Annotated in this window: 17 protein-coding genes, 1 pseudogene and 1 other annotated feature; of the genes and pseudogenes, 16 read left to right on the plus strand and 2 right to left on the minus strand. The window is 55.6% G+C overall.

Annotated elements, in window-relative coordinates; all coding sequences use genetic code 11:
* Positions 1-107 precede the first annotated feature (107 nt).
* Positions 108-158 (minus strand): annotated as a pseudogene (locus PGR79_RS12080) (hypothetical protein); the annotation flags it as partial.
* 351 nt (positions 159-509) lie between these two features.
* On the opposite strand from PGR79_RS12080, the gene dnaA reads away from it, so the two are divergent.
* From dnaA to PGR79_RS12145, 13 genes are all read left to right on the plus strand, one after another.
* Positions 510-1,910 (plus strand): chromosomal replication initiator protein DnaA, encoded by a 1,401-nt coding sequence (gene dnaA, locus PGR79_RS12085; protein ID WP_015703901.1) that lies wholly within the window; start codon positions 510-512, stop codon positions 1,908-1,910.
* Between the two features lie 4 nt (positions 1,911-1,914).
* Complete coding sequence (gene dnaN, locus PGR79_RS12090) at positions 1,915-3,015, plus strand: DNA polymerase III subunit beta (protein ID WP_045378110.1); 1,101 nt, start codon at positions 1,915-1,917, stop codon at positions 3,013-3,015.
* Positions 3,016-3,163: 148 nt separating this feature from the next.
* Positions 3,164-4,237 carry a DNA replication/repair protein RecF gene (recF, locus tag PGR79_RS12095; protein WP_045378107.1) on the plus strand — a complete coding sequence of 358 codons (1,074 nt, stop codon included), beginning with the start codon at positions 3,164-3,166 and terminating at the stop codon, positions 4,235-4,237.
* A gap of 28 nt (positions 4,238-4,265) precedes the next feature.
* Complete coding sequence (gene gyrB, locus PGR79_RS12100) at positions 4,266-6,680, plus strand: DNA topoisomerase (ATP-hydrolyzing) subunit B (protein ID WP_087858873.1); 2,415 nt, start codon at positions 4,266-4,268, stop codon at positions 6,678-6,680.
* A gap of 202 nt (positions 6,681-6,882) precedes the next feature.
* Positions 6,883-7,695, plus strand: a complete 813-nt coding sequence (gene yidA, locus PGR79_RS12105; protein WP_271032427.1) for a sugar-phosphatase — start codon at positions 6,883-6,885, stop codon at positions 7,693-7,695.
* Positions 7,696-8,014: 319 nt separating this feature from the next.
* Positions 8,015-9,028, plus strand: a complete 1,014-nt coding sequence (locus tag PGR79_RS12110) for a hypothetical protein (RefSeq protein ID WP_271032428.1) — start codon at positions 8,015-8,017, stop codon at positions 9,026-9,028.
* Entirely contained in the window at positions 9,025-10,161 is a 1,137-nt protein-coding gene (locus PGR79_RS12115) for a BamA/TamA family outer membrane protein (RefSeq protein ID WP_113374096.1), read from the plus strand. Before PGR79_RS12110 ends, PGR79_RS12115 begins: the two co-directional genes overlap by 4 nt.
* 233 nt (positions 10,162-10,394) lie before the next feature.
* Positions 10,395-11,084, plus strand: a complete 690-nt coding sequence (dgoR, locus tag PGR79_RS12120; RefSeq protein ID WP_015369039.1) for a D-galactonate utilization transcriptional regulator DgoR — start codon at positions 10,395-10,397, stop codon at positions 11,082-11,084.
* Positions 11,081-11,959: a 2-dehydro-3-deoxygalactonokinase gene (locus PGR79_RS12125; protein WP_213794855.1), complete on the plus strand. Its 879-nt coding sequence runs from the start codon at positions 11,081-11,083 to the stop codon at positions 11,957-11,959. The genes dgoR and PGR79_RS12125 overlap by 4 nt, the downstream gene beginning before the upstream one ends.
* On the plus strand, positions 11,943-12,560 hold the full coding sequence (locus PGR79_RS12130; protein ID WP_271032429.1) for a 2-dehydro-3-deoxy-6-phosphogalactonate aldolase: 618 nt from the start codon (positions 11,943-11,945) through the stop codon (positions 12,558-12,560). The genes PGR79_RS12125 and PGR79_RS12130 overlap by 17 nt, the downstream gene beginning before the upstream one ends.
* Complete coding sequence (gene dgoD, locus PGR79_RS12135) at positions 12,557-13,705, plus strand: galactonate dehydratase (RefSeq protein WP_271032430.1); 1,149 nt, start codon at positions 12,557-12,559, stop codon at positions 13,703-13,705. Before PGR79_RS12130 ends, dgoD begins: the two co-directional genes overlap by 4 nt.
* A gap of 177 nt (positions 13,706-13,882) precedes the next feature.
* Positions 13,883-15,220, plus strand: a complete 1,338-nt coding sequence (locus PGR79_RS12140) for an MFS transporter (RefSeq protein ID WP_047037691.1) — start codon at positions 13,883-13,885, stop codon at positions 15,218-15,220.
* A gap of 51 nt (positions 15,221-15,271) precedes the next feature.
* Positions 15,272-16,498 (plus strand): DUF3748 domain-containing protein, encoded by a 1,227-nt coding sequence (locus PGR79_RS12145; protein ID WP_430921747.1) that lies wholly within the window; start codon positions 15,272-15,274, stop codon positions 16,496-16,498.
* Between the two features lies 1 nt (position 16,499).
* Here the strand turns inward: PGR79_RS12145 and PGR79_RS12150 are convergent, their stop codons facing one another.
* Positions 16,500-16,829: a YceK/YidQ family lipoprotein gene (locus PGR79_RS12150; RefSeq protein WP_015369045.1), complete on the minus strand. Its 330-nt coding sequence runs from the start codon at positions 16,827-16,829 to the stop codon at positions 16,500-16,502.
* Positions 16,830-17,062: 233 nt separating this feature from the next.
* Positions 17,063-17,137 (plus strand) — a sequence feature (ROSE (Repression Of Heat Shock gene Expression) occurs in the 5'-region of heat shock genes and acts as an RNA thermometer to modulate expression.).
* Here PGR79_RS12150 and ibpA point away from each other — a divergent pair.
* The 3 genes from ibpA (at position 17,131) to PGR79_RS12165 (ending at position 19,874) form a co-directional block, all read left to right on the plus strand.
* A complete protein-coding gene (gene ibpA / locus PGR79_RS12155) occupies positions 17,131-17,544 on the plus strand; it encodes a small heat shock chaperone IbpA (protein WP_015703892.1) in 414 nt (137 codons plus the stop codon). Its footprint overlaps the feature before it by 7 nt.
* A 116-nt stretch (positions 17,545-17,660) precedes the next feature.
* Complete coding sequence (gene ibpB, locus PGR79_RS12160; protein WP_015369047.1) at positions 17,661-18,089, plus strand: small heat shock chaperone IbpB; 429 nt, start codon at positions 17,661-17,663, stop codon at positions 18,087-18,089.
* A gap of 123 nt (positions 18,090-18,212) precedes the next feature.
* Positions 18,213-19,874 carry a putative transporter gene (locus PGR79_RS12165; RefSeq protein WP_032713024.1) on the plus strand — a complete coding sequence of 554 codons (1,662 nt, stop codon included), beginning with the start codon at positions 18,213-18,215 and terminating at the stop codon, positions 19,872-19,874.
* The last annotated feature ends 43 nt before the right edge of the window (positions 19,875-19,917 follow it).

The following is a 19,917-nucleotide window of genomic DNA, read 5'->3' on the forward strand; positions in this document are numbered from 1 at the left end:
ATTGTACACTCCGGAGTCAATTCTCTTTCCTTATTTCTCGCACCTTGCCGCACAAAAAATAAGCTGAGACGAGTTGCGAAAACGGGCGTTACGCGCCGGGTGGGGGATTATACGGCCTGGCGGGTAAAGCGCAAGGATCGTAAAGGATCTTTGTTAGATCAATTCTATCCAAAACCGGCATAGCTCATTAATTTTTCCAATATGCGGGCGAAATCGTGCCGCACTCTCGCCAGGATCGATTACACTTACCCGGTTTCGATCCTCCTGTGGATAAATCGGGAAGAATCTGTTGAGAAACACAAGATCTCTTTCTCAGTTTAGGCTATGATCCCCGGTCCCGATCGCGATCCACGGATCCGTCCCGGGTAAAACCGCAAATAGCGGTTCGCACGTCACCCCTTTTGCGCAGGGGCTTTTTCGGCTTATGCAGGGTCTTGCGACGTGTGCCAACAATCACGATTGTTTCAGTTTTTCTTTTATATCGATTTTATGTTCGAGTGGAGTCCGCCGTGTCACTTTCGCTTTGGCAGCAGTGTCTTGCCCGATTGCAGGATGAGTTACCAGCCACAGAATTCAGCATGTGGATCCGCCCATTGCAGGCGGAACTGAGCGATAACACGCTGGCACTGTATGCGCCAAACCGTTTTGTGCTCGATTGGGTAAGGGACAAATACCTTAATAATATCAATGGGCTCCTCAATGACTTTTGTGGCGCGGACGCCCCACAACTGCGCTTTGAAGTGGGCGCGAAGCCTGCGGCGCCGTCCCATCAGGGGACGGCCAACGTCGCCACGGCGATCCCGGCCGCTCAGGTGCAAACCGCGCGCGTCGCGCCTGCTGTCGCCCGTCAGGGCTGGGATAACGTTCCGGCGCCGGCAGAGCCAACCTACCGTTCCAACGTCAACGTCAAGCATACGTTTGATAACTTCGTCGAAGGTAAATCTAACCAGCTGGCACGCGCGGCGGCGCGTCAGGTGGCCGATAACCCTGGCGGCGCGTATAACCCGCTGTTCCTTTATGGCGGCACCGGTCTGGGGAAAACCCACCTGTTACACGCCGTCGGCAACGGCATTGTGGCGCGTAAGCCAAATGCTAAAGTGGTTTATATGCACTCCGAGCGTTTCGTGCAGGACATGGTTAAAGCCCTGCAGAACAACGCCATCGAAGAATTTAAACGCTATTACCGCTCCGTTGACGCCCTGCTGATCGATGATATTCAGTTCTTCGCCAATAAAGAGCGTTCACAGGAAGAGTTCTTCCACACCTTCAACGCCTTGCTGGAAGGTAATCAGCAGATCATCCTCACTTCGGATCGTTATCCAAAAGAGATCAACGGCGTAGAGGATCGTCTGAAATCGCGCTTTGGCTGGGGCCTGACGGTGGCGATCGAGCCGCCTGAACTGGAAACCCGCGTCGCGATCCTGATGAAGAAAGCCGATGAGAACGATATCCGCCTGCCGGGCGAAGTCGCGTTCTTTATCGCCAAGCGTCTGCGTTCGAATGTGCGTGAGCTGGAAGGGGCGCTGAACCGCGTCATTGCTAACGCCAACTTTACCGGCCGGGCTATCACTATTGATTTCGTGCGCGAAGCGCTGCGCGATTTACTGGCGCTGCAGGAAAAATTAGTCACCATCGACAATATTCAAAAGACGGTGGCGGAGTATTACAAGATTAAGGTAGCGGACCTGCTGTCCAAACGCCGCTCCCGTTCGGTGGCGCGCCCACGCCAGATGGCGATGGCGCTGGCCAAAGAGCTGACCAACCACAGCCTGCCGGAAATCGGCGATGCGTTTGGCGGCCGCGACCATACCACCGTGCTGCACGCCTGCCGTAAGATTGAGCAGTTGCGTGAAGAAAGCCACGATATTAAAGAAGATTTTTCCAATTTAATCAGAACATTATCCTCGTGACGCTATGAAATTTACCGTAGAACGTGAACATTTATTAAAACCGCTGCAACAGGTGAGCGGTCCGTTAGGTGGTCGTCCGACGCTGCCGATTCTCGGTAACCTGCTGCTTCAGGTCGCGGACGGCACGCTGTCGCTAACCGGTACCGATCTGGAAATGGAAATGGTCGCGCGCGTGTCGCTGATTCAGCCGCACGAAGCGGGCGCCACCACCGTTCCGGCGCGTAAATTCTTTGATATCTGCCGCGGCCTGCCTGAAGGCGCGGAGATCGCCGTGCAGCTTGAAGGCGACCGTATGCTGGTGCGCTCCGGCCGCAGCCGCTTCTCGCTGTCGACCCTGCCTGCCGCCGATTTCCCGAATCTCGACGACTGGCAGAGCGAAGTGGAATTTACCCTGCCGCAGGCGACGATGAAGCGCCTGATTGAAGCCACCCAGTTTTCGATGGCGCACCAGGACGTTCGTTACTACTTAAACGGCATGCTGTTTGAAACCGAAGGTAGCGAACTGCGCACCGTCGCCACCGACGGCCACCGCCTGGCGGTTTGTTCAATGCCGCTGGAAGAGTCGCTGCCGAACCATTCGGTGATCGTGCCGCGTAAAGGGGTGATTGAGCTGATGCGTATGCTCGACGGCGGCGATACGCCGCTGCGCGTGCAGATCGGCAGCAACAATATCCGCGCTCACGTCGGCGATTTTATCTTCACCTCGAAGCTGGTTGATGGCCGTTTCCCGGACTATCGCCGCGTATTGCCGAAAAACCCGGATAAACACCTTGATGCCGGCTGCGACATTCTCAAGCAGGCTTTCGCCCGCGCGGCAATCCTCTCGAATGAGAAATTCCGCGGCGTGCGGCTGTACGTCAGCGAGAACCAGCTGAAAATCACCGCTAACAACCCGGAACAGGAAGAGGCGGAAGAGATCCTTGACGTGACCTACGCCGGAACGGAGATGGAGATTGGCTTCAACGTTAGCTATGTGCTGGATGTGCTCAATGCGCTGAAATGCGAGAATGTGCGCATACTGCTGACGGATTCCGTATCGAGCGTGCAGATTGAGGATGCGGCTTCACAATCCGCCGCCTACGTTGTCATGCCTATGAGATTGTAGAATCTGCAAAGGGGCTGGTTTACTTGCCATTTCGCCTTCCGGCAGTGCTCGAAATGCTCACGTACTTCGTGTACGCTCCGCTTTCTGCGCGCTGGCGATAGACGAACTGGCTGCGACACCCACGCCCCTTGAATGATGACGAGCTGATATGTCGCTATCCCGACTCTTAATCAAAGATTTCCGCAATATTGAAAATGCGGATCTCGCTTTATCCCCCAGCTTTAACTTCCTGGTTGGCGCAAACGGCAGCGGCAAAACCAGCGTGCTGGAAGCTATCTATACGCTCGGCCACGGCCGTGCGTTTCGCAGTTTGCAAATTGGCCGGGTGATTCGTCACGAGCAGGATTCGTTTGTCCTGCACGGGCGTTTACAGGGCGAAGAGCGCGAAACCGCCATTGGCCTGACCAAAGACAAACAGGGCGACAGCAAGGTGCGTATCGACGGCACCGACGGCCACAAGGTGGCGGAACTGGCGCACCTGATGCCGATGCAGCTAATCACGCCGGAGGGGTTTACTTTACTCAACGGCGGCCCCAAATACAGAAGAGCGTTCATTGATTGGGGATGCTTTCATAACGAAGCCGGATTCTTCACCGCCTGGAGCAACCTGAAGCGCCTGCTGAAACAGCGCAACGCCGCGCTGCGCCAGGTGAGCCGCTATGCGCAACTGCGGCCGTGGGATCTGGAATTAATTCCGCTGGCGGAACAAATCAGCCGCTGGCGTGCCGAATACAGCGCCGCTATTGTCGAAGACATGGCGGATACCTGTCAGCAATTTTTACCGGAATTCACCCTCACCTTCTCTTTCCAGCGCGGCTGGGAAAAAGAAACGGACTACGCCGAGGTGCTGGAGCGGAATTTCGAACGCGACAGAATGTTAACCTACACCGCCCACGGCCCGCATAAAGCGGATTTTCGCATTCGCGCCGATGGGGCGCCGGTGGAAGACACCTTGTCGCGCGGGCAGCTTAAGCTGCTGATGTGCGCCCTACGACTGGCGCAGGGCGAGTTCCTGACCCGCGAAAGCGGGCGGCGCTGCCTGTACCTGATAGATGATTTTGCCTCGGAGCTTGACGATGCCCGGCGCGGGCTGCTTGCCAGCCGCTTAAAAGCCACGCAATCGCAGGTTTTCGTCAGCGCCATCAGCGCTGAACACGTAATGGACATGTCGGACAAAAATTCGAAGATGTTCACCGTGGAAAAGGGTAAAATAACGGATTAACCCAAGATTAAATGAGCGAGAAACGTTGATGTCGAATTCTTATGACTCCTCCAGTATCAAAGTCCTGAAAGGGCTGGATGCGGTGCGTAAGCGCCCGGGTATGTATATCGGCGACACGGATGACGGCACCGGTCTGCACCACATGGTATTCGAGGTTGTGGATAACGCTATCGACGAAGCGCTCGCAGGTTACTGTAAAGACATCGTTGTTACTATCCACAGCGATAACTCCGTCTCCGTACAGGATGACGGTCGCGGCATCCCAACCGGCATTCACCCGGAAGAGGGCGTCTCCGCGGCGGAAGTTATCATGACCGTCCTGCACGCCGGCGGTAAATTCGATGATAACTCCTATAAAGTGTCCGGCGGTCTACACGGCGTAGGCGTCTCGGTGGTTAACGCCCTGTCGCAGAAGCTGGAGCTGGTTATCCAACGCGATAACAAAGTCCACAAACAAATTTATGAGCACGGCGTGCCGCAGGCGCCGCTGGCGGTAACCGGCGAAACAGAAAGCACCGGTACCATGGTGCGTTTCTGGCCAAGCCTGGAAACCTTCACCAACGTCACTGAATTCGAATACGAAATCCTGGCGAAACGTCTGCGCGAGCTGTCGTTCCTGAACTCCGGGGTCTCTATCCGCCTGCGCGATAAGCGCGACGGCAAAGAAGACCATTTCCACTACGAAGGCGGCATCAAGGCGTTTGTTGAGTATCTCAACAAGAACAAAACGCCGATCCACCCGAATATCTTCTATTTCTCCACTGAAAAAGACGGTATCGGCGTTGAAGTGGCGCTGCAGTGGAACGACGGTTTCCAGGAAAACATCTACTGCTTTACCAACAACATTCCGCAGCGTGACGGCGGTACTCACCTGGCGGGCTTCCGCGCGGCGATGACCCGTACCCTGAACGCCTACATGGATAAAGAAGGCTACAGCAAAAAAGCGAAAGTCAGCGCCACCGGCGACGATGCGCGTGAAGGCCTGATTGCCGTGGTTTCCGTGAAGGTGCCGGATCCGAAGTTCTCCTCTCAGACCAAAGACAAGCTGGTCTCCTCTGAGGTGAAATCGGCGGTTGAGCAGCAGATGAACGAACTGCTGAGCGAATACCTGCTGGAAAACCCGTCCGATGCGAAGATCGTGGTCGGCAAAATTATCGACGCCGCGCGTGCGCGTGAAGCCGCGCGTCGCGCCCGTGAAATGACCCGTCGTAAAGGCGCGCTTGACCTGGCAGGCCTGCCGGGCAAACTGGCGGATTGCCAGGAACGCGACCCGGCGCTGTCTGAACTGTACCTCGTGGAAGGGGACTCCGCGGGCGGCTCTGCTAAACAGGGCCGTAACCGTAAGAACCAGGCTATCCTGCCGCTGAAGGGTAAAATCCTTAACGTCGAGAAAGCCCGCTTCGATAAAATGCTCTCTTCTCAGGAAGTGGCCACGCTTATCACCGCGCTGGGCTGCGGCATCGGCCGCGATGAGTACAACCCGGATAAACTGCGTTATCACAGCATCATCATCATGACCGATGCGGACGTCGACGGCTCGCACATTCGTACCCTGCTGTTGACCTTCTTCTATCGTCAGATGCCGGAAATCGTGGAACGCGGCCACGTTTACATTGCTCAGCCGCCGCTGTACAAAGTGAAGAAAGGCAAGCAGGAACAGTACATTAAAGACGACGAAGCGATGGATCAGTACCAGATCTCCATCGCGCTCGACGGCGCGACCCTGCACACCAACGCCAGCGCACCGGCCTTAGCCGGCGAGTCACTGGAAAAACTGGTGGCCGAGTACAACGCGACGCAGAAAATGATTGGCCGCATGGAGCGCCGTTTCCCGAAAGCGATGCTCAAAGAGCTTATCTATCAGCCGACGCTGGCCGAAGCCGATCTGAGCAACGAGCAGACCGTCACCCGCTGGATTAACCAGCTGATCAGCGAGCTGAACGAAAAAGAGCAGCACGGCAGCCAGTGGAAGTTTGATGTTCGTGAAAACAGCGAGCTGCAGCAGTTCGAGCCGATCGTGCGCGTGCGTACCCACGGCGTCGATACCGACTACCCGCTGGATAACGAGTTCATCACCGGCGCGGAATACCGCCGTATCTGCACCCTCGGCGAGAAGCTGCGCGGGCTTATCGAAGACGACGCGTTTATCGAACGTGGCGAGCGCCGCCAGCCGGTAGCCAGCTTCGAACAGGCGCTCGACTGGCTGGTTAAAGAGTCGCGTCGCGGCCTCTCTATCCAGCGTTATAAAGGACTGGGCGAGATGAACCCGGATCAGCTGTGGGAAACCACCATGGATCCGGACAGCCGCCGCATGCTGCGCGTCACCGTGAAGGATGCGATTGCCGCCGACCAGCTGTTCACCACCTTGATGGGCGATGCCGTTGAACCGCGTCGCGCCTTTATCGAAGAGAACGCCCTGAAAGCGGCGAACATCGATATCTAAGCCTGTATTTCCCCGGTGACATGATGTCTATCGGGGCTACGGTTTTGCTAAACCCGGTACGCGTTGCGCTGCCGGGTTTTTCTTTTGCGGCAAAAGGGGAATCCGCATGCGCAATCCATCCTCGTTTTCTCCCGCTGCGAGAGCTGTTTTTTGAGCGGAATCGCGTTAGCATGAGTGAAGACTCATCTTACCCGGGGATCCCATGGCTATTAAACTGATTGCAATTGATATGGACGGCACGCTGTTGCTGCCTGACCATACCATTTCTCCGGCGGTGAAAACCGCCATCGCGGCAGCGCGCGCCCGCGGCGTTAACGTGGTGCTGACGACCGGCCGCCCCTACGCTGGTGTCCATAGCTATCTGAAAGAGCTGCACATGGAACAGCCGGGCGACTACTGCATCACCTATAACGGCGCGCTGGTTCAGAAAGCCAGCGACGGCAGCACCGTGGCGCAAACGGCGTTAAGCTACGATGATTATCGCTTCCTTGAGCAACTCTCTCGCGACGTTGGCTCGCACTTCCACGCGCTCGATCGTAATACGCTTTATACCGCGAACCGCGATATCAGCTACTACACGGTGCATGAATCCTACGTGGCGACCATTCCGCTAGTATTCTGCGAAGCAGAAAAGATGGACCGTAATATTCAGCTGCTAAAGGTGATGATGATCGATGAGCCTGCTGTTCTCGATCGGGCCATCGCCCGTATTCCGGCGGAAGTGAAAGAGAAGTATACCGTGCTGAAAAGTGCGCCGTACTTCCTCGAAATCCTCGATAAACGCGTCAATAAAGGCACCGGCGTGAAGTCTCTGGCCGATACGCTGGGCATCAAGCCGGAAGAAGTTATGGCGATTGGCGATCAGGAAAATGATATCGCGATGATTGAATTCGCCGGCGTCGGCGTGGCGATGGATAACGCCATCCCGACGGTGAAAGAAGCGGCGAATTTCGTCACTAAATCGAACCTTGAAGATGGCGTCGCCTTCGCCATTGAAAAATACGTCTTAGCCTAAGCGCATTTCGGGCCCGGAATTCTCCGGGCCTCAGACTGCTGACAAAGAAGGAAAAAGCGTGGTTTTTCCTTCTTTGTGGTTATCAGCCGAAAATCAATAAATTGATTTTCCATGTTTTTTGTCTGGTGCAATCTGTAAGTGCAACGGTTGCATAAGGTTTGTCATCAATCTCAGGCCCGGAATTCTCCGGGCCTGTCTTCTCTTTTTTCATGAATAGATGTTAATCCGCATTTAAATCCCTTAATCAGCGCAGGGGATTCTATAAGCTACCCGCCCCATTTTATGAATTCTGTTCTTAAGAACTAACATCATATTTCCTATGAATAAAAATCACTTTTTGATGTTGGTTGCGCTGCCTTTTCTCTCTTTTCAGGCCTGCGCGGCCGCAGAACCAACGACTCAACTTGAACCCGTATACGCCTGGCACGGTAGCGAACCGGCGGATCTGCCCGCGCCTGACAATAGCCAGGCCGCGGCGCCGGAATCGACGTCGGTATTGCCTTTTTTAGGCGATGAAGCCAGAAAGCACGGCTACGTCCTGCCGCTGCCGTTTGGCGTCGGCGTTAACTATATGGATATGCGGCAAAATATTAATGTCGATAGCATTAATTTTACCGGCTTATCGTTAGGTAATTTTTCACTGGATAACGCCTTCCAGATTGGCGTCGGTAATACGCGGGAAAGCAGTAAAACCGAGACCCTTAAGCTGGATGCCTGGCTGCTGCCGTTTATGAACGTCTATGGCCTGGTTGGACATACTAAAGGCCATTCTATCTCGCAAATCGCCGTCGGTCTGAAAGGGCCGAATGGTAAAGTCGTGCCCATGCCAGGTATGCAGAATCTTGATTTTCGCCTTGATTTTAAAGGCACGACTTACGGCGTTGGCACCACGCTGGTGGGCGGCATCGGCAACTGGTTCACGGTATTAGACGCCAACTATACGCAGACGCGTTTTGATATTCTCGACGGCAGCATTGATGCTTTTACCTTTTCGCCGCGTTTGGGCTATCGTTTCAATACGCCGTCGGTAGATGCGCTGCATCTGCCCAACGGGAAGCTGAATATCTGGGTTGGCAGCATGTATCAGGATGTGCAGCAGGAATTTAAGGGCAGCCTGAACGATCTGTCGATGCCGTCGACGATGCTGCAAAACATGGTCAATCTGGCTAACAAGAACGGTAACGGTCGCTTTGATGTGAAACAGCATCTACAGTCGCCGTGGAACGTGCTGGTGGGCGCGCAGTATGAGATGACCCGGAACTTTAATATCACTACGGAGTTTGGTTTTGCCGAACGTAACAGTTTCTTTATCGCCGGCGAGTATCGCTTTTGAGACGACTGTTTAGCGCCATCCTGCTGCTAACATGCCTTGTTATTGGGCAGGCGCAGGCACAGGCGCTCAGCCGCGAAAAAATCGACGGCTGGTTGCAAAACCTTGGCGCCAGCGACAAGTTCGACGCCAGCAAAGGCATCGACTGGGGCGTCATGCCAGGGCCATTTTATACGCCGGAGCTGGGGCTTGGATTGGGTACGGCCGTTGTGGGCATGTATCGCCCGGACCCAAATGACACCATCAGCCAGAACTCCACGCTGACGCTTAGCGGCTACGTTAGCTCCACCGGCGCGTTTGGCCTCAGCGTTAAAAACTATGCTTTTTTCGACAACGATTTGTGGCGGGTATTTGTTGAAGGCTCGATGGCCAACACACCGACTTACTACTGGGGACAGGGTTTTCACGCCGGCGACAAAGACAATGAGAAAGAAAAATATACCGCCCAGGTGCTGACTCTGCGCCCGATGGTCTACCGGCAGCTCGTCGATAATGTCTACCTGGGGGCGGGGTGGTCGCTGGCGGCGCAAAATGCCGATGAGATGGACCATGACGATCTGCCGAAAATAGAAAACACCCCGCAGGGGCCGTCGGTATTCAGCTCCGGCGCCAGTATTGATATCAACTGGGACGATCGCGATTTTGTTCCCAACCCACGCAAGGGCCAGTACGCCGATTTTCGCTATACCCATTATGCGCCGGGACTCGGCAGCGATACGCGTTTTGATGAGTTTCGTCTGCACTACAGCCGCTATCAGGCCCTGAGCGATAAAAGCGTGCTGGCCTGGGAAGCGGATGGCACCTTCACCCAGGGCGATGTGCCGTGGAGCATGATGCCGCTGCTCGGCAGCGATGAACGTATGCGCGGCTATTACCAGGGGCGCTACCGCGATAAAAACGTGGTCAGCTCTCAGCTGGAATACCGTCGTCAGTTGACGTGGCGACACGGCGTTGTTGCCTGGGTCGGCGCGGGCACCATGGGGCCATCCATTGATTCACTGAATGATGGACGCTGGCTACCTTCGGCGGGCGTCGGCTACCGCTTTGAATTCAAACCTCGCGTTAATATTCGCCTCGACTACGGTATCGGTAAGGGCAGCAGCGGCTTTTACTTCCAGGTCGGCGAAGCGTTCTAACTCTTATTTACCCTCCTTTCCTGCTTTGACGGCTCAATTTGTCGTGGGAACAGGCATTTTTATTTTTATGGATTGTTCTTTTTGTGATCTAAATTGTAGTACAACATAATAATGTTGTACTACATTGAGCTCATGGCGACGATGCCTGACATCACGCTAGTAGTACAAAAGTGAGGCGAAATTCAGCAGCGACGGTAAAGTAGAGCAGTACACATAGAGCATAAGGACTCTCCATGACTCTCAATAAGACCGATCGCATCGTGATCACGCTGGGCAAACAGATTGTCAGCGGTAAGTACGTACCGGGTTCAGCGCTACCGGCCGAAGCGGAACTGTGTGAAGAGTTTGAAACTTCGCGCAACATCATCCGCGAAGTATTTCGCTCGCTAATGGCGAAGCGGCTGATCGAAATGAAGCGTTACCGAGGCGCGTTTGTCGCTCCGAGAAACCAGTGGAACTACCTCGATACCGAGGTACTGCAGTGGGTACTGGAAAATGATTATGACCCGCGTCTTATCAGCGCGATGAGTGAAGTGCGCAACCTGGTCGAGCCCGCTATTGCCCGCTGGGCGGCGGAACGCGCCACCTCGAGCGATCTGGCGGAAATCGAGTCGGCGCTCAATGACATGATCGCCAACAACCAAAACCGGGATGCCTTTAACGAGGCCGATATTCGTTACCACGAAGCGGTGCTGCAGTCAGTACATAACCCGGTTTTGCAGCAGCTTAGCGTGGCGATCAGTTCGCTGCAGCGGGCGGTATTTGAACGGACTTGGATGGGTGATGAAGGCAACATGCCGAAAACCCTGCAGGAACATAAAGCGCTATTTGACGCCATTCGGCATCAGGATAGCGACGCGGCGGAGCAGGCGGCGTTGACGATGATCGCCAGCTCGACACGAAGGCTCAAGGAAATCACATGACGGCTCGCTACATCGCAATAGATTGGGGATCGACGAATTTACGCGCCTGGCTTTATCAGGGCGAAGAATGCCTGGAAAGCAGGCAATCTGAAGCGGGCGTAACGCGCCTGAACGGTCGCTCTCCCGCTGCGGTGTTAGCGGAAATAACTCAAAACTGGCGCGATGGCGCCACACCGGTGGTGATGGCAGGGATGGTTGGCAGCAACGTGGGCTGGAAAATCGCCCCCTATTTGCCGCTTCCTGCCGCTTTCTCGGACATTGGCCAGCAGTTAACTGCCGTTGGCGACAATATCTGGATAATTCCCGGTCTTTGCGTTTCCCGTGACGATAACCATAACGTCATGCGTGGGGAAGAAACGCAGCTGCTGGGCGCTCGCGCCTTAGCCCCTTCGTCTGTCTACGTGATGCCGGGAACCCACTGCAAGTGGGTACTGGCCGATCGCCTGCAAATTCACGATTTTCGTACCGTTTTGACCGGTGAGTTGCATCATCTGTTGCTTCAGCACTCGCTGGTGGGCGCCGGCTTACCGCCGCAGGAAACGTCCGCCGACGCATTCGCGGCCGGTCTGCAGCGCGGTATCAACAACCCCGCTGTCCTGCCGCAGCTGTTTGAAGTGCGCGCTTCGCACGTGCTGGGCGCGCTGCCTCGCGAGCAGGTTAGCGAATTTCTTTCCGGCCTGCTGATTGGCGCTGAAGTTGCCACCCTCAGCGACACGTTCGCCGGGAAGCAGGCTATTAGCCTCGTCGCCGGATCATCGTTAACGTCCCGCTATCAGCAGGCATTCGCCGCCATTGGCCGCGAAGTCACCGCGGTTGCGGGCGATACGGCATTTCAGACAGGAATAAGGAGCATCGCTTATGCAGTGGCAAACTAACCTTCCGCTTATCGCTATCCTGCGCGGTATTACGCCAGACGAGGCGCTGGCTCACGTTGGCGCCGTTATCGACGCCGGTTTCGACGCGGTCGAAATCCCGCTGAACTCGCCGCAGTGGGAGAAGAGTATTCCGCAGGTCGTCGATGCTTACGGCGAGCAGGCGCTTATCGGCGCGGGCACCGTGCTGCAACCGGAGCAGGTCGACAGGCTGGCGGCCATGGGCTGTCGGCTGATCGTGACGCCAAACATTCAGCCGGAAGTGATCCGGCGGGCGGTGGGTTACTGCATGACCGTGTGTCCAGGCTGCGCCACCGCCAGCGAAGCCTTCAACGCGCTGGATGCCGGCGCGCAGGCGCTGAAAATCTTCCCGTCATCGGCTTTTGGACCGGATTACATCAAAGCGTTGAAAGCCGTGCTGCCGCCGGAGGTTCCGGTCTTTGCCGTTGGCGGCGTGACGCCGGAAAACCTGGCGCAGTGGATTAATGCCGGTTGTGTGGGGGCTGGGCTGGGTAGCGATCTCTATCGCGCCGGCCAGCCGGTTGAACGTACCGCGCAACAGGCAGCCGCATTCGTAAAAGCGTATCGAGAGGCAGTGAAATGAAAATAACCAATATCACCACGTACCGTTTACCTCCGCGTTGGATGTTCCTGAAGATTGAAACCGATGAAGGCATTGTCGGCTGGGGCGAACCGGTGATTGAAGGGCGCGCCCGCACGGTGGAGGCGGCCGTTCATGAATTTGGCGACTACCTGATTGGCCAGGATCCGGCGCGGATTAACGACCTGTGGCAGGTGATGTACCGCGGCGGCTTTTATCGCGGCGGCCCGATTATGATGAGCGCCATCGCCGGTATTGACCAGGCGCTATGGGATATTAAAGGTAAGGTCCTGAATTCCCCGGTCTGGCAACTGATTGGCGGGCTGGTGCGCGACAAAATTAAAGCCTACAGCTGGGTGGGCGGCGACCGCCCCGCCGAAGTAATTGACGGGATTAAGAAGCTGCGCGGTATTGGTTTCGACACCTTTAAATTAAACGGCTGCGAAGAGATGGGGCTCATCGATAATTCCCGTGCGGTTGATGCGGCGGTGAATACCGTAGCGCAAATCCGCGAAGCGTTTGGCAATGAAATTGAGTTTGGTCTCGATTTTCATGGCCGCGTTAGCGCGCCGATGGCTAAGGTATTAATTAAAGAGCTGGAGCCATATCGCCCATTATTTATTGAGGAGCCGGTATTAGCCGAGCAGGCGGAATATTATCCGCGGCTGGCGGCGCAAACGCATATTCCAATTGCCGCCGGCGAACGTATGTTCTCGCGCTTTGAATTTAAACGGGTACTGGAAGCGGGCGGGGTGGCTATTTTACAGCCCGATTTGTCGCACGCAGGCGGTATTACCGAATGCTATAAAATTGCCGGAATGGCGGAAGCCTATGACGTCGGGCTGGCGCCGCACTGCCCGCTGGGGCCGATCGCGCTGGCCGCTTGTCTGCACGTCGATTTCGTTTCACATAACGCGGTTTTCCAGGAACAGAGCATGGGGATCCACTACAACAAAGGCGCCGAACTGCTTGATTTTGTGAAAAATAAAGAAGATTTCAATATGGAAGGCGGCTTCTTTAAACCTCTGATGAAGCCGGGGCTGGGCGTGGAAATTGATGAGGCCCGCGTGATTGAGTTAAGTAAAAATGCGCCGGACTGGCGAAATCCGTTGTGGCGGTATGAGGATGGCTCTGTCGCCGAATGGTAAATGCGCGTCATACTTCGCACTGGTGATGCGTTGGCTGCATTTTCTTACCCTGGTCACATACTATTGTATGCTCCCAGGGATGCGAAAATTTGCCGCCTTTCCCCAGCACGAATTATTTAGCGCATCGCAACATAGTTATTAATAAAAAACAAAAACACCCTCTGTAAATTACCGGGCATGGTGAGCGGCTTCGCTATGCCCAAAATCTGGAGACAGATTGCGATGGATATTTCAGTTACCGCTGTAAAACCCGGGCGTCGCCGTTATCTGACGCTCATCATGATCTTTATTACCGTGGTTATTTGTTATGTTGACCGCGCCAACCTCGCCGTCGCCTCGGCGCATATTCAGGAGGAGTTTGGTATTAGCAAAGCGGAAATGGGCTACGTATTTTCCGCCTTTGCCTGGCTGTATACCCTCTGTCAGATCCCTGGCGGTTGGTTCCTTGACCGCGTAGGATCCAGGCTTACCTACTTTATCGCTATATTTGGCTGGTCCGTCGCGACGTTGCTACAAGGCTTCGCTACCGGCTTAATGTCGCTGATTGGTTTACGCGCCATTACCGGCATCTTCGAAGCGCCAGCTTTCCCGACCAACAACCGCATGGTGACCAGCTGGTTCCCGGAACACGAACGCGCCTCTGCCGTTGGGTTTTATACCTCGGGGCAATTTGTGGGTCTGGCCTTCCTCACGCCGCTACTGATCTGGATCCAGGAGCTATTAAGCTGGCACTGGGTATTTATCGTTACCGGCGGTATCGGCATTATCTGGTCGTTAATCTGGTTTAAGGTTTATCAACCGCCGCGCCTGACTAAAAGCATCAGTAAAGCCGAACTCGACTATATCCGCGACGGCGGCGGCCTGGTGGATGGCGATGCGCCGCTGAAGAAAGAGGCGCGTCAACCATTATCCAGAGCGGACTGGAAGCTGGTCTTTCACCGTAAGCTGGTTGGCGTTTACCTTGGGCAGTTCGCGGTTACCTCGACGCTGTGGTTCTTCCTGACCTGGTTCCCGAATTACTTAACCCAGGAAAAAGGCATCACCGCGCTGAAGGCCGGCTTTATGACCACGGTGCCCTTCCTCGCCGCGTTTTTTGGCGTCCTGCTCTCCGGCTGGTTGGCGGATAAGCTGGTGAAAAAAGGCTACTCGCTGGGCGTGGCGCGCAAAACGCCGATTATCTGCGGGCTGCTGATCTCCACCTGCATCATGGGGGCGAACTATACCAACGACCCCGTCTGGATCATGGCGCTGATGGCGCTGGCATTCTTCGGCAACGGTTTTGCGTCTATCACCTGGTCGCTGGTCTCCTCTCTGGCGCCGATGCGCCTGATCGGCCTGACCGGCGGGGTCTTTAACTTCGTTGGCGGACTGGGCGGCATCACCGTCCCGCTGGTGATTGGTTATCTGGCGCAGGATTACGGCTTTGGCCCGGCGCTGGTTTATATCTCCGTAGTGGCGCTGATAGGCGCGCTGTCTTATATCCTGCTGGTCGGCGATGTGAAACGTGTAGGCTAAATTTTGGCGATACGCTACCCTGATGCGTAAGTCTCGCATCAGGGTATCGTCATGAAACAAGTCACTTTTGCTCCCCGTCACCATCAGCTTACCAATATCAATACCTGGACCCCGGACAGCCAGTGGCTGGTTTTCGACGTCCGTCCGTCGGGGGCCTCTTTCACCGGAGAGACCATTGAGCGGGTGAATATCCATAGCGGCGCCGTTGAGACGCTCTATCGCGCCGCTGACGGTGCCTGTGTTGGTGTGGTCACCGTACACCCGACGCAAGATAAATACGTTTTTATTCACGGCCCGGAACACCCGGACGCCAACTGGCATTACGATTTTCATCACCGTCGCGGGGTGGTGAACTGGCAGGGTGAAACCCGCAATCTTGATGCGCTGGATATTACCGCGCCTTATACCCCCGGCGCGCTGCGCGGCGGCAGCCACGTTCATGTCTTCAGCCCAGACGGCCAGTTCGTTAGCTTCACGTATAACGACCACGTACTTCACGAATACGATCCGGCGCTGGATCTGCGCAACGTTGGCGTAGCCGCGCCCTATGGCCCGGTGAGCCCGCAGGGCGCCCATCCCCGCGAATATGCCGGCAGCCACTGGTGCGTGCTGGTGAGCCGTACCACGGCGAACCCATTGCCGGGCAGCGATGAGATCAATCGCGCTTATGAAGAGGGGTGGGTCGGCAATCATGCACTAGCCTTTATCGGCGATACGCTGGCGGAAAACGGCGACAAAGTGCCTGAACTGTTTATTGTGACGCTGCCGCGGGATGAGGCAGGGTGGAAGCGGCAGGGCGATGCGCCGCTGGCCGGAAGTGCAACGACGATGCCCGCGCCGCCGGCAGGCGTCAGCCAGCGTCGTTTGACCTGTACCCACCAGCACCGCTATCCGGGGCTGGTGAATGTACCGCGCCATTGGGTACGAGCCAATCCGCAGGCCACCGAGATCGCCTTTCTGATGCGTGATGACGCAGGCGTTGTACAGCTGTGGCTTATCCCGCCTGCGGGCGGCGAGCCGCGCCAGCTGACACATACGGTAACGGGCATCCAGTCAGCATTTAACTGGCATCCGTCGGGCGCGTGGCTGGGATGTGTGGTGGAAAACAAAATCGCGCTCTGCGATGCCCGCAGCGGCGCGGTAAGTTATTTGACGACCGATCGCGAAAATCCGCCGTCCGCGGATGCCGTCGTATTTTCACCGGATGGCAAATACCTGGCGTGGATGGAAGACGTCGACGGTTATCGCCAGTTGTGGATAACCGAAACGCAGCGCTAGCTTAGCGCGAAGGCATTGGCGCTGGCGGGATGACGGAGTTGGTCGCCAGCGTCTCCTGCTCGCTTTTTTCGACGCGCGATTTGACCGAGCTATCGGTGCGGAATAAATCCCACGGCAGCAGTAGCGTGTCCATGACCGCGGTGAACGGCATATCGAGGGCCACCAGCGATTTCACGCCCCAGTTAGTGTCGTCATCGCCCAGCGTATGGGCGCTGGAGCGCGTGCCTGGGTAGGTTCCTTCCTTGCCGCCGGTATGCGACATCACGCTGGAGCAACCGCCCAAACTAATCATCCCGCTGAACAGGACCAGCTTTAACAATCCGCTTTTCATCACTCTTCCGTCATTTTATCGGGGTTACTTCGGTTATAACGAGCCGTCCCGTGAATGCCTAGCGTTATTGCACTGCACTGTGGCGAGTATCGCACTTTGCCTTTTGTGCTTTGCAACCAGTCTAAGCATTCGCCAGCAAACTGCAAAAAAATTTGGCCGAAAAGGCCTTGAAAAGCGTCGGGGCACACCCATTTTAGTAGTGTCACCCAATGAGGATACGCCTGAGGGGTATTCCGGGTCATAACGGCTTGTCCATGATGGAAAGCCATTGAATTCTCGCTGATTTCAGGAGCTATTTACTATGCGTAATTTCGATCTCTCCCCGCTTTATCGTTCTGCTATTGGTTTCGACCGTCTGTTCAACCTGTTAGAAAATAATCAAAGCCAGGGCAACGGCGGCTACCCTCCGTATAACGTTGAATTAGTAGATGAAAACAATTACCGCATCGCGATTGCCGTCGCCGGTTTTGCGGAAAGCGAATTAGAGATAACCGCGCAAGACAATCTTCTGGTGGTGAAAGGCTCCCATGCCGCCGAGCAGAAAGAGCGCACCTACCTGTACCAGGGTATCGCGGAGCGCAACTTCGAGCGTAAATTCCAGCTCGCCGATAACATTCATATTCGCGGCGCTAACCTGGTCAACGGCCTGCTGTATATCGATCTGGAACGCGTGATTCCGGAAGCGAACAAACCGCGCCGTATCGAAATTAACTAATTTTCCGCTTCAGGCCGCGCGGCGGCCTGAATAAACAACTTGCTTGCCGTCAGGGAGCAAATGCGAATTCGCTGAATTCGCAGGTACTTACTCGCTTCTCAGAAGGAGAAAACACTATGCGTAACTACGATTTATCCCCACTGCTGCGTCAATGGATCGGTTTTGACAAACTGGCTAATGCCCTGCAAACCGCCGGTGAAAGCCAAACCTTCCCGCCCTATAACATCGAAAAAAGCGACGATAACCATTACCGCATTACCCTCGCGGTAGCCGGGTTCCGTCAGGAAGATTTGGATATTCAGCTGGAAGGTACGCGTCTGACCGTTAAAGGCACGCCGCAGGCCGCTGAAAAAGAGACCAAATGGTTGCACCAGGGGCTGGTGAATCAGGCCTTCAGCCTGAGTTTCACCCTCGCGGACAATATGGAAGTCTCCGGCGCCACCTTTACCAATGGCTTATTGCATATCGACTTAACCCGCCACGAGCCGGAAGTCGCGGCCCCGCAGCGTATCGCCATTAGCGAGCGCCCGGCGCTGAATAGTTAATTCAGCCACATCGCTTTCAAGCCCTGATAACTCGGGGCTTTTTTGTGCGCGGGACTACATACAGTATTCCCGCCTTCAGTCATAATCCCTGTTAATAATAATGTTATTCACAGGGAAAATAGTATGAGTGATATAGCATTGACCGTCAGCGTGTTGGCGCTGGTTGCGGTGGTGGGATTGTGGATCGGTAATGTCAAAATCCGCGGCGTTGGATTTGGTATCGGCGGCGTGCTGTTTGGCGGCATTATCGTGGGCCACTTTGTGGATCAGGCAGGGATTACGCTGAGCAGCCCGATGCTGCATTTTATCCAGGAATTCGGCCTCATTCTCTTCGTCTATACCATCGGTATTCAGGTCGGTCCGGGCTTTTTTGCCTCGTTACGCGTCTCCGGACTTAAGCTCAATCTGTTCGCCATTCTTATCGTCGTACTTGGCGGGCTGGTGACGGCGATCCTGCATAAACTGTTCAATATTCCGCTTCCGGTCGTTCTCGGCATCTTCTCTGGGGCGGTCACTAACACCCCCGCGCTTGGCGCCGGGCAGCAAATCCTGCGCGATCTTGGCCTGCCGTTTGATGTCGTCGATCAGATGGGGATGAGTTACGCGATGGCCTACCCGTTTGGTATCTGCGGCATTTTGCTGACCATGTGGCTGGTGCGGCTGTTCTTTCGCATTAATGTGGAAAAAGAGGCGCAGCAGTTTGATGAGAGCAGCGGCAACGGGCACGCTCATCTGCATACCATTAACGTGCGGGTGGAGAACCCGAACCTGAATAATATGGCGATTCAGGATGTGCCAATGCTCAACAGCGACAAAATTATCTGCTCGCGGTTGAAGCGCGATGAGCTATTGATGGTGCCGGCGCCGGGTACGCTTATCCAGCATGGCGATCTGCTGCACCTGGTCGGGCGGCCGGAGGATTTACACAATGCGCAGCTGGTGATTGGTAAAGAAGTGGCGACTTCGCTCTCAACGCGCGGTACCGATCTCAAAGTGGAACGCGTGGTGGTCACTAACGAGAAGGTATTAGGGAAGAAAATCCGCGATCTGCACTTTAAACAACGCTATGACGTAGTGATTTCGCGGCTTAATCGCGCCGGGGTGGAGCTGGTAGCCAGCAGCCATGCCAGCCTGCAGTTTGGCGACATTCTTAACCTGGTTGGACGTCCACAGGCCATTGACGCGGTGGCCAATGAACTCGGCAACGCGCAGCAAAAGCTGCAGCAGGTACAAATGCTACCGGTGTTTATCGGCATTGGTCTCGGGGTGCTGCTGGGGTCTATTCCGCTGTTTATTCCCGGTTTCCCGGCGGCGTTGAAACTGGGGCTAGCCGGCGGGCCGCTGATTATGGCGCTGATCCTCGGGCGTATCGGCAGCATCGGCAAGCTGTACTGGTTTATGCCGCCGAGCGCCAACCTGGCGCTGCGCGAACTCGGTATCGTGCTGTTTCTGGCGGTGGTGGGGCTGAAGTCCGGCGGCGATTTTGTCGATACGCTGCTCCACGGCGAGGGGCTCAGCTGGATAGCCTACGGTATTTTCATCACCGCTATCCCGCTGCTGACGGTGGGCATACTGGCGCGGATGCTGGCGAAGATGAACTATCTGACCCTCTGCGGGATGCTGGCGGGCTCAATGACCGACCCGCCGGCGCTGGCCTTCGCCAACAATCTTCACGCCACCAGCGGCGCGGCGGCGCTCTCCTACGCCACGGTTTATCCGCTGGTGATGTTCCTGCGGATAATCACTCCTCAGCTACTGGCCGTGCTGTTCTGGGGGCTGAGTTAGCGAATTCCGAATACCGGCATCCATCGGGTGCCGGTTCTTCTCT

Origin of the sequence: Klebsiella sp. 141161, assembly GCF_050600815.1 — a bacterium.
GTDB lineage: Bacteria > Pseudomonadota > Gammaproteobacteria > Enterobacterales > Enterobacteriaceae > Klebsiella > Klebsiella aerogenes.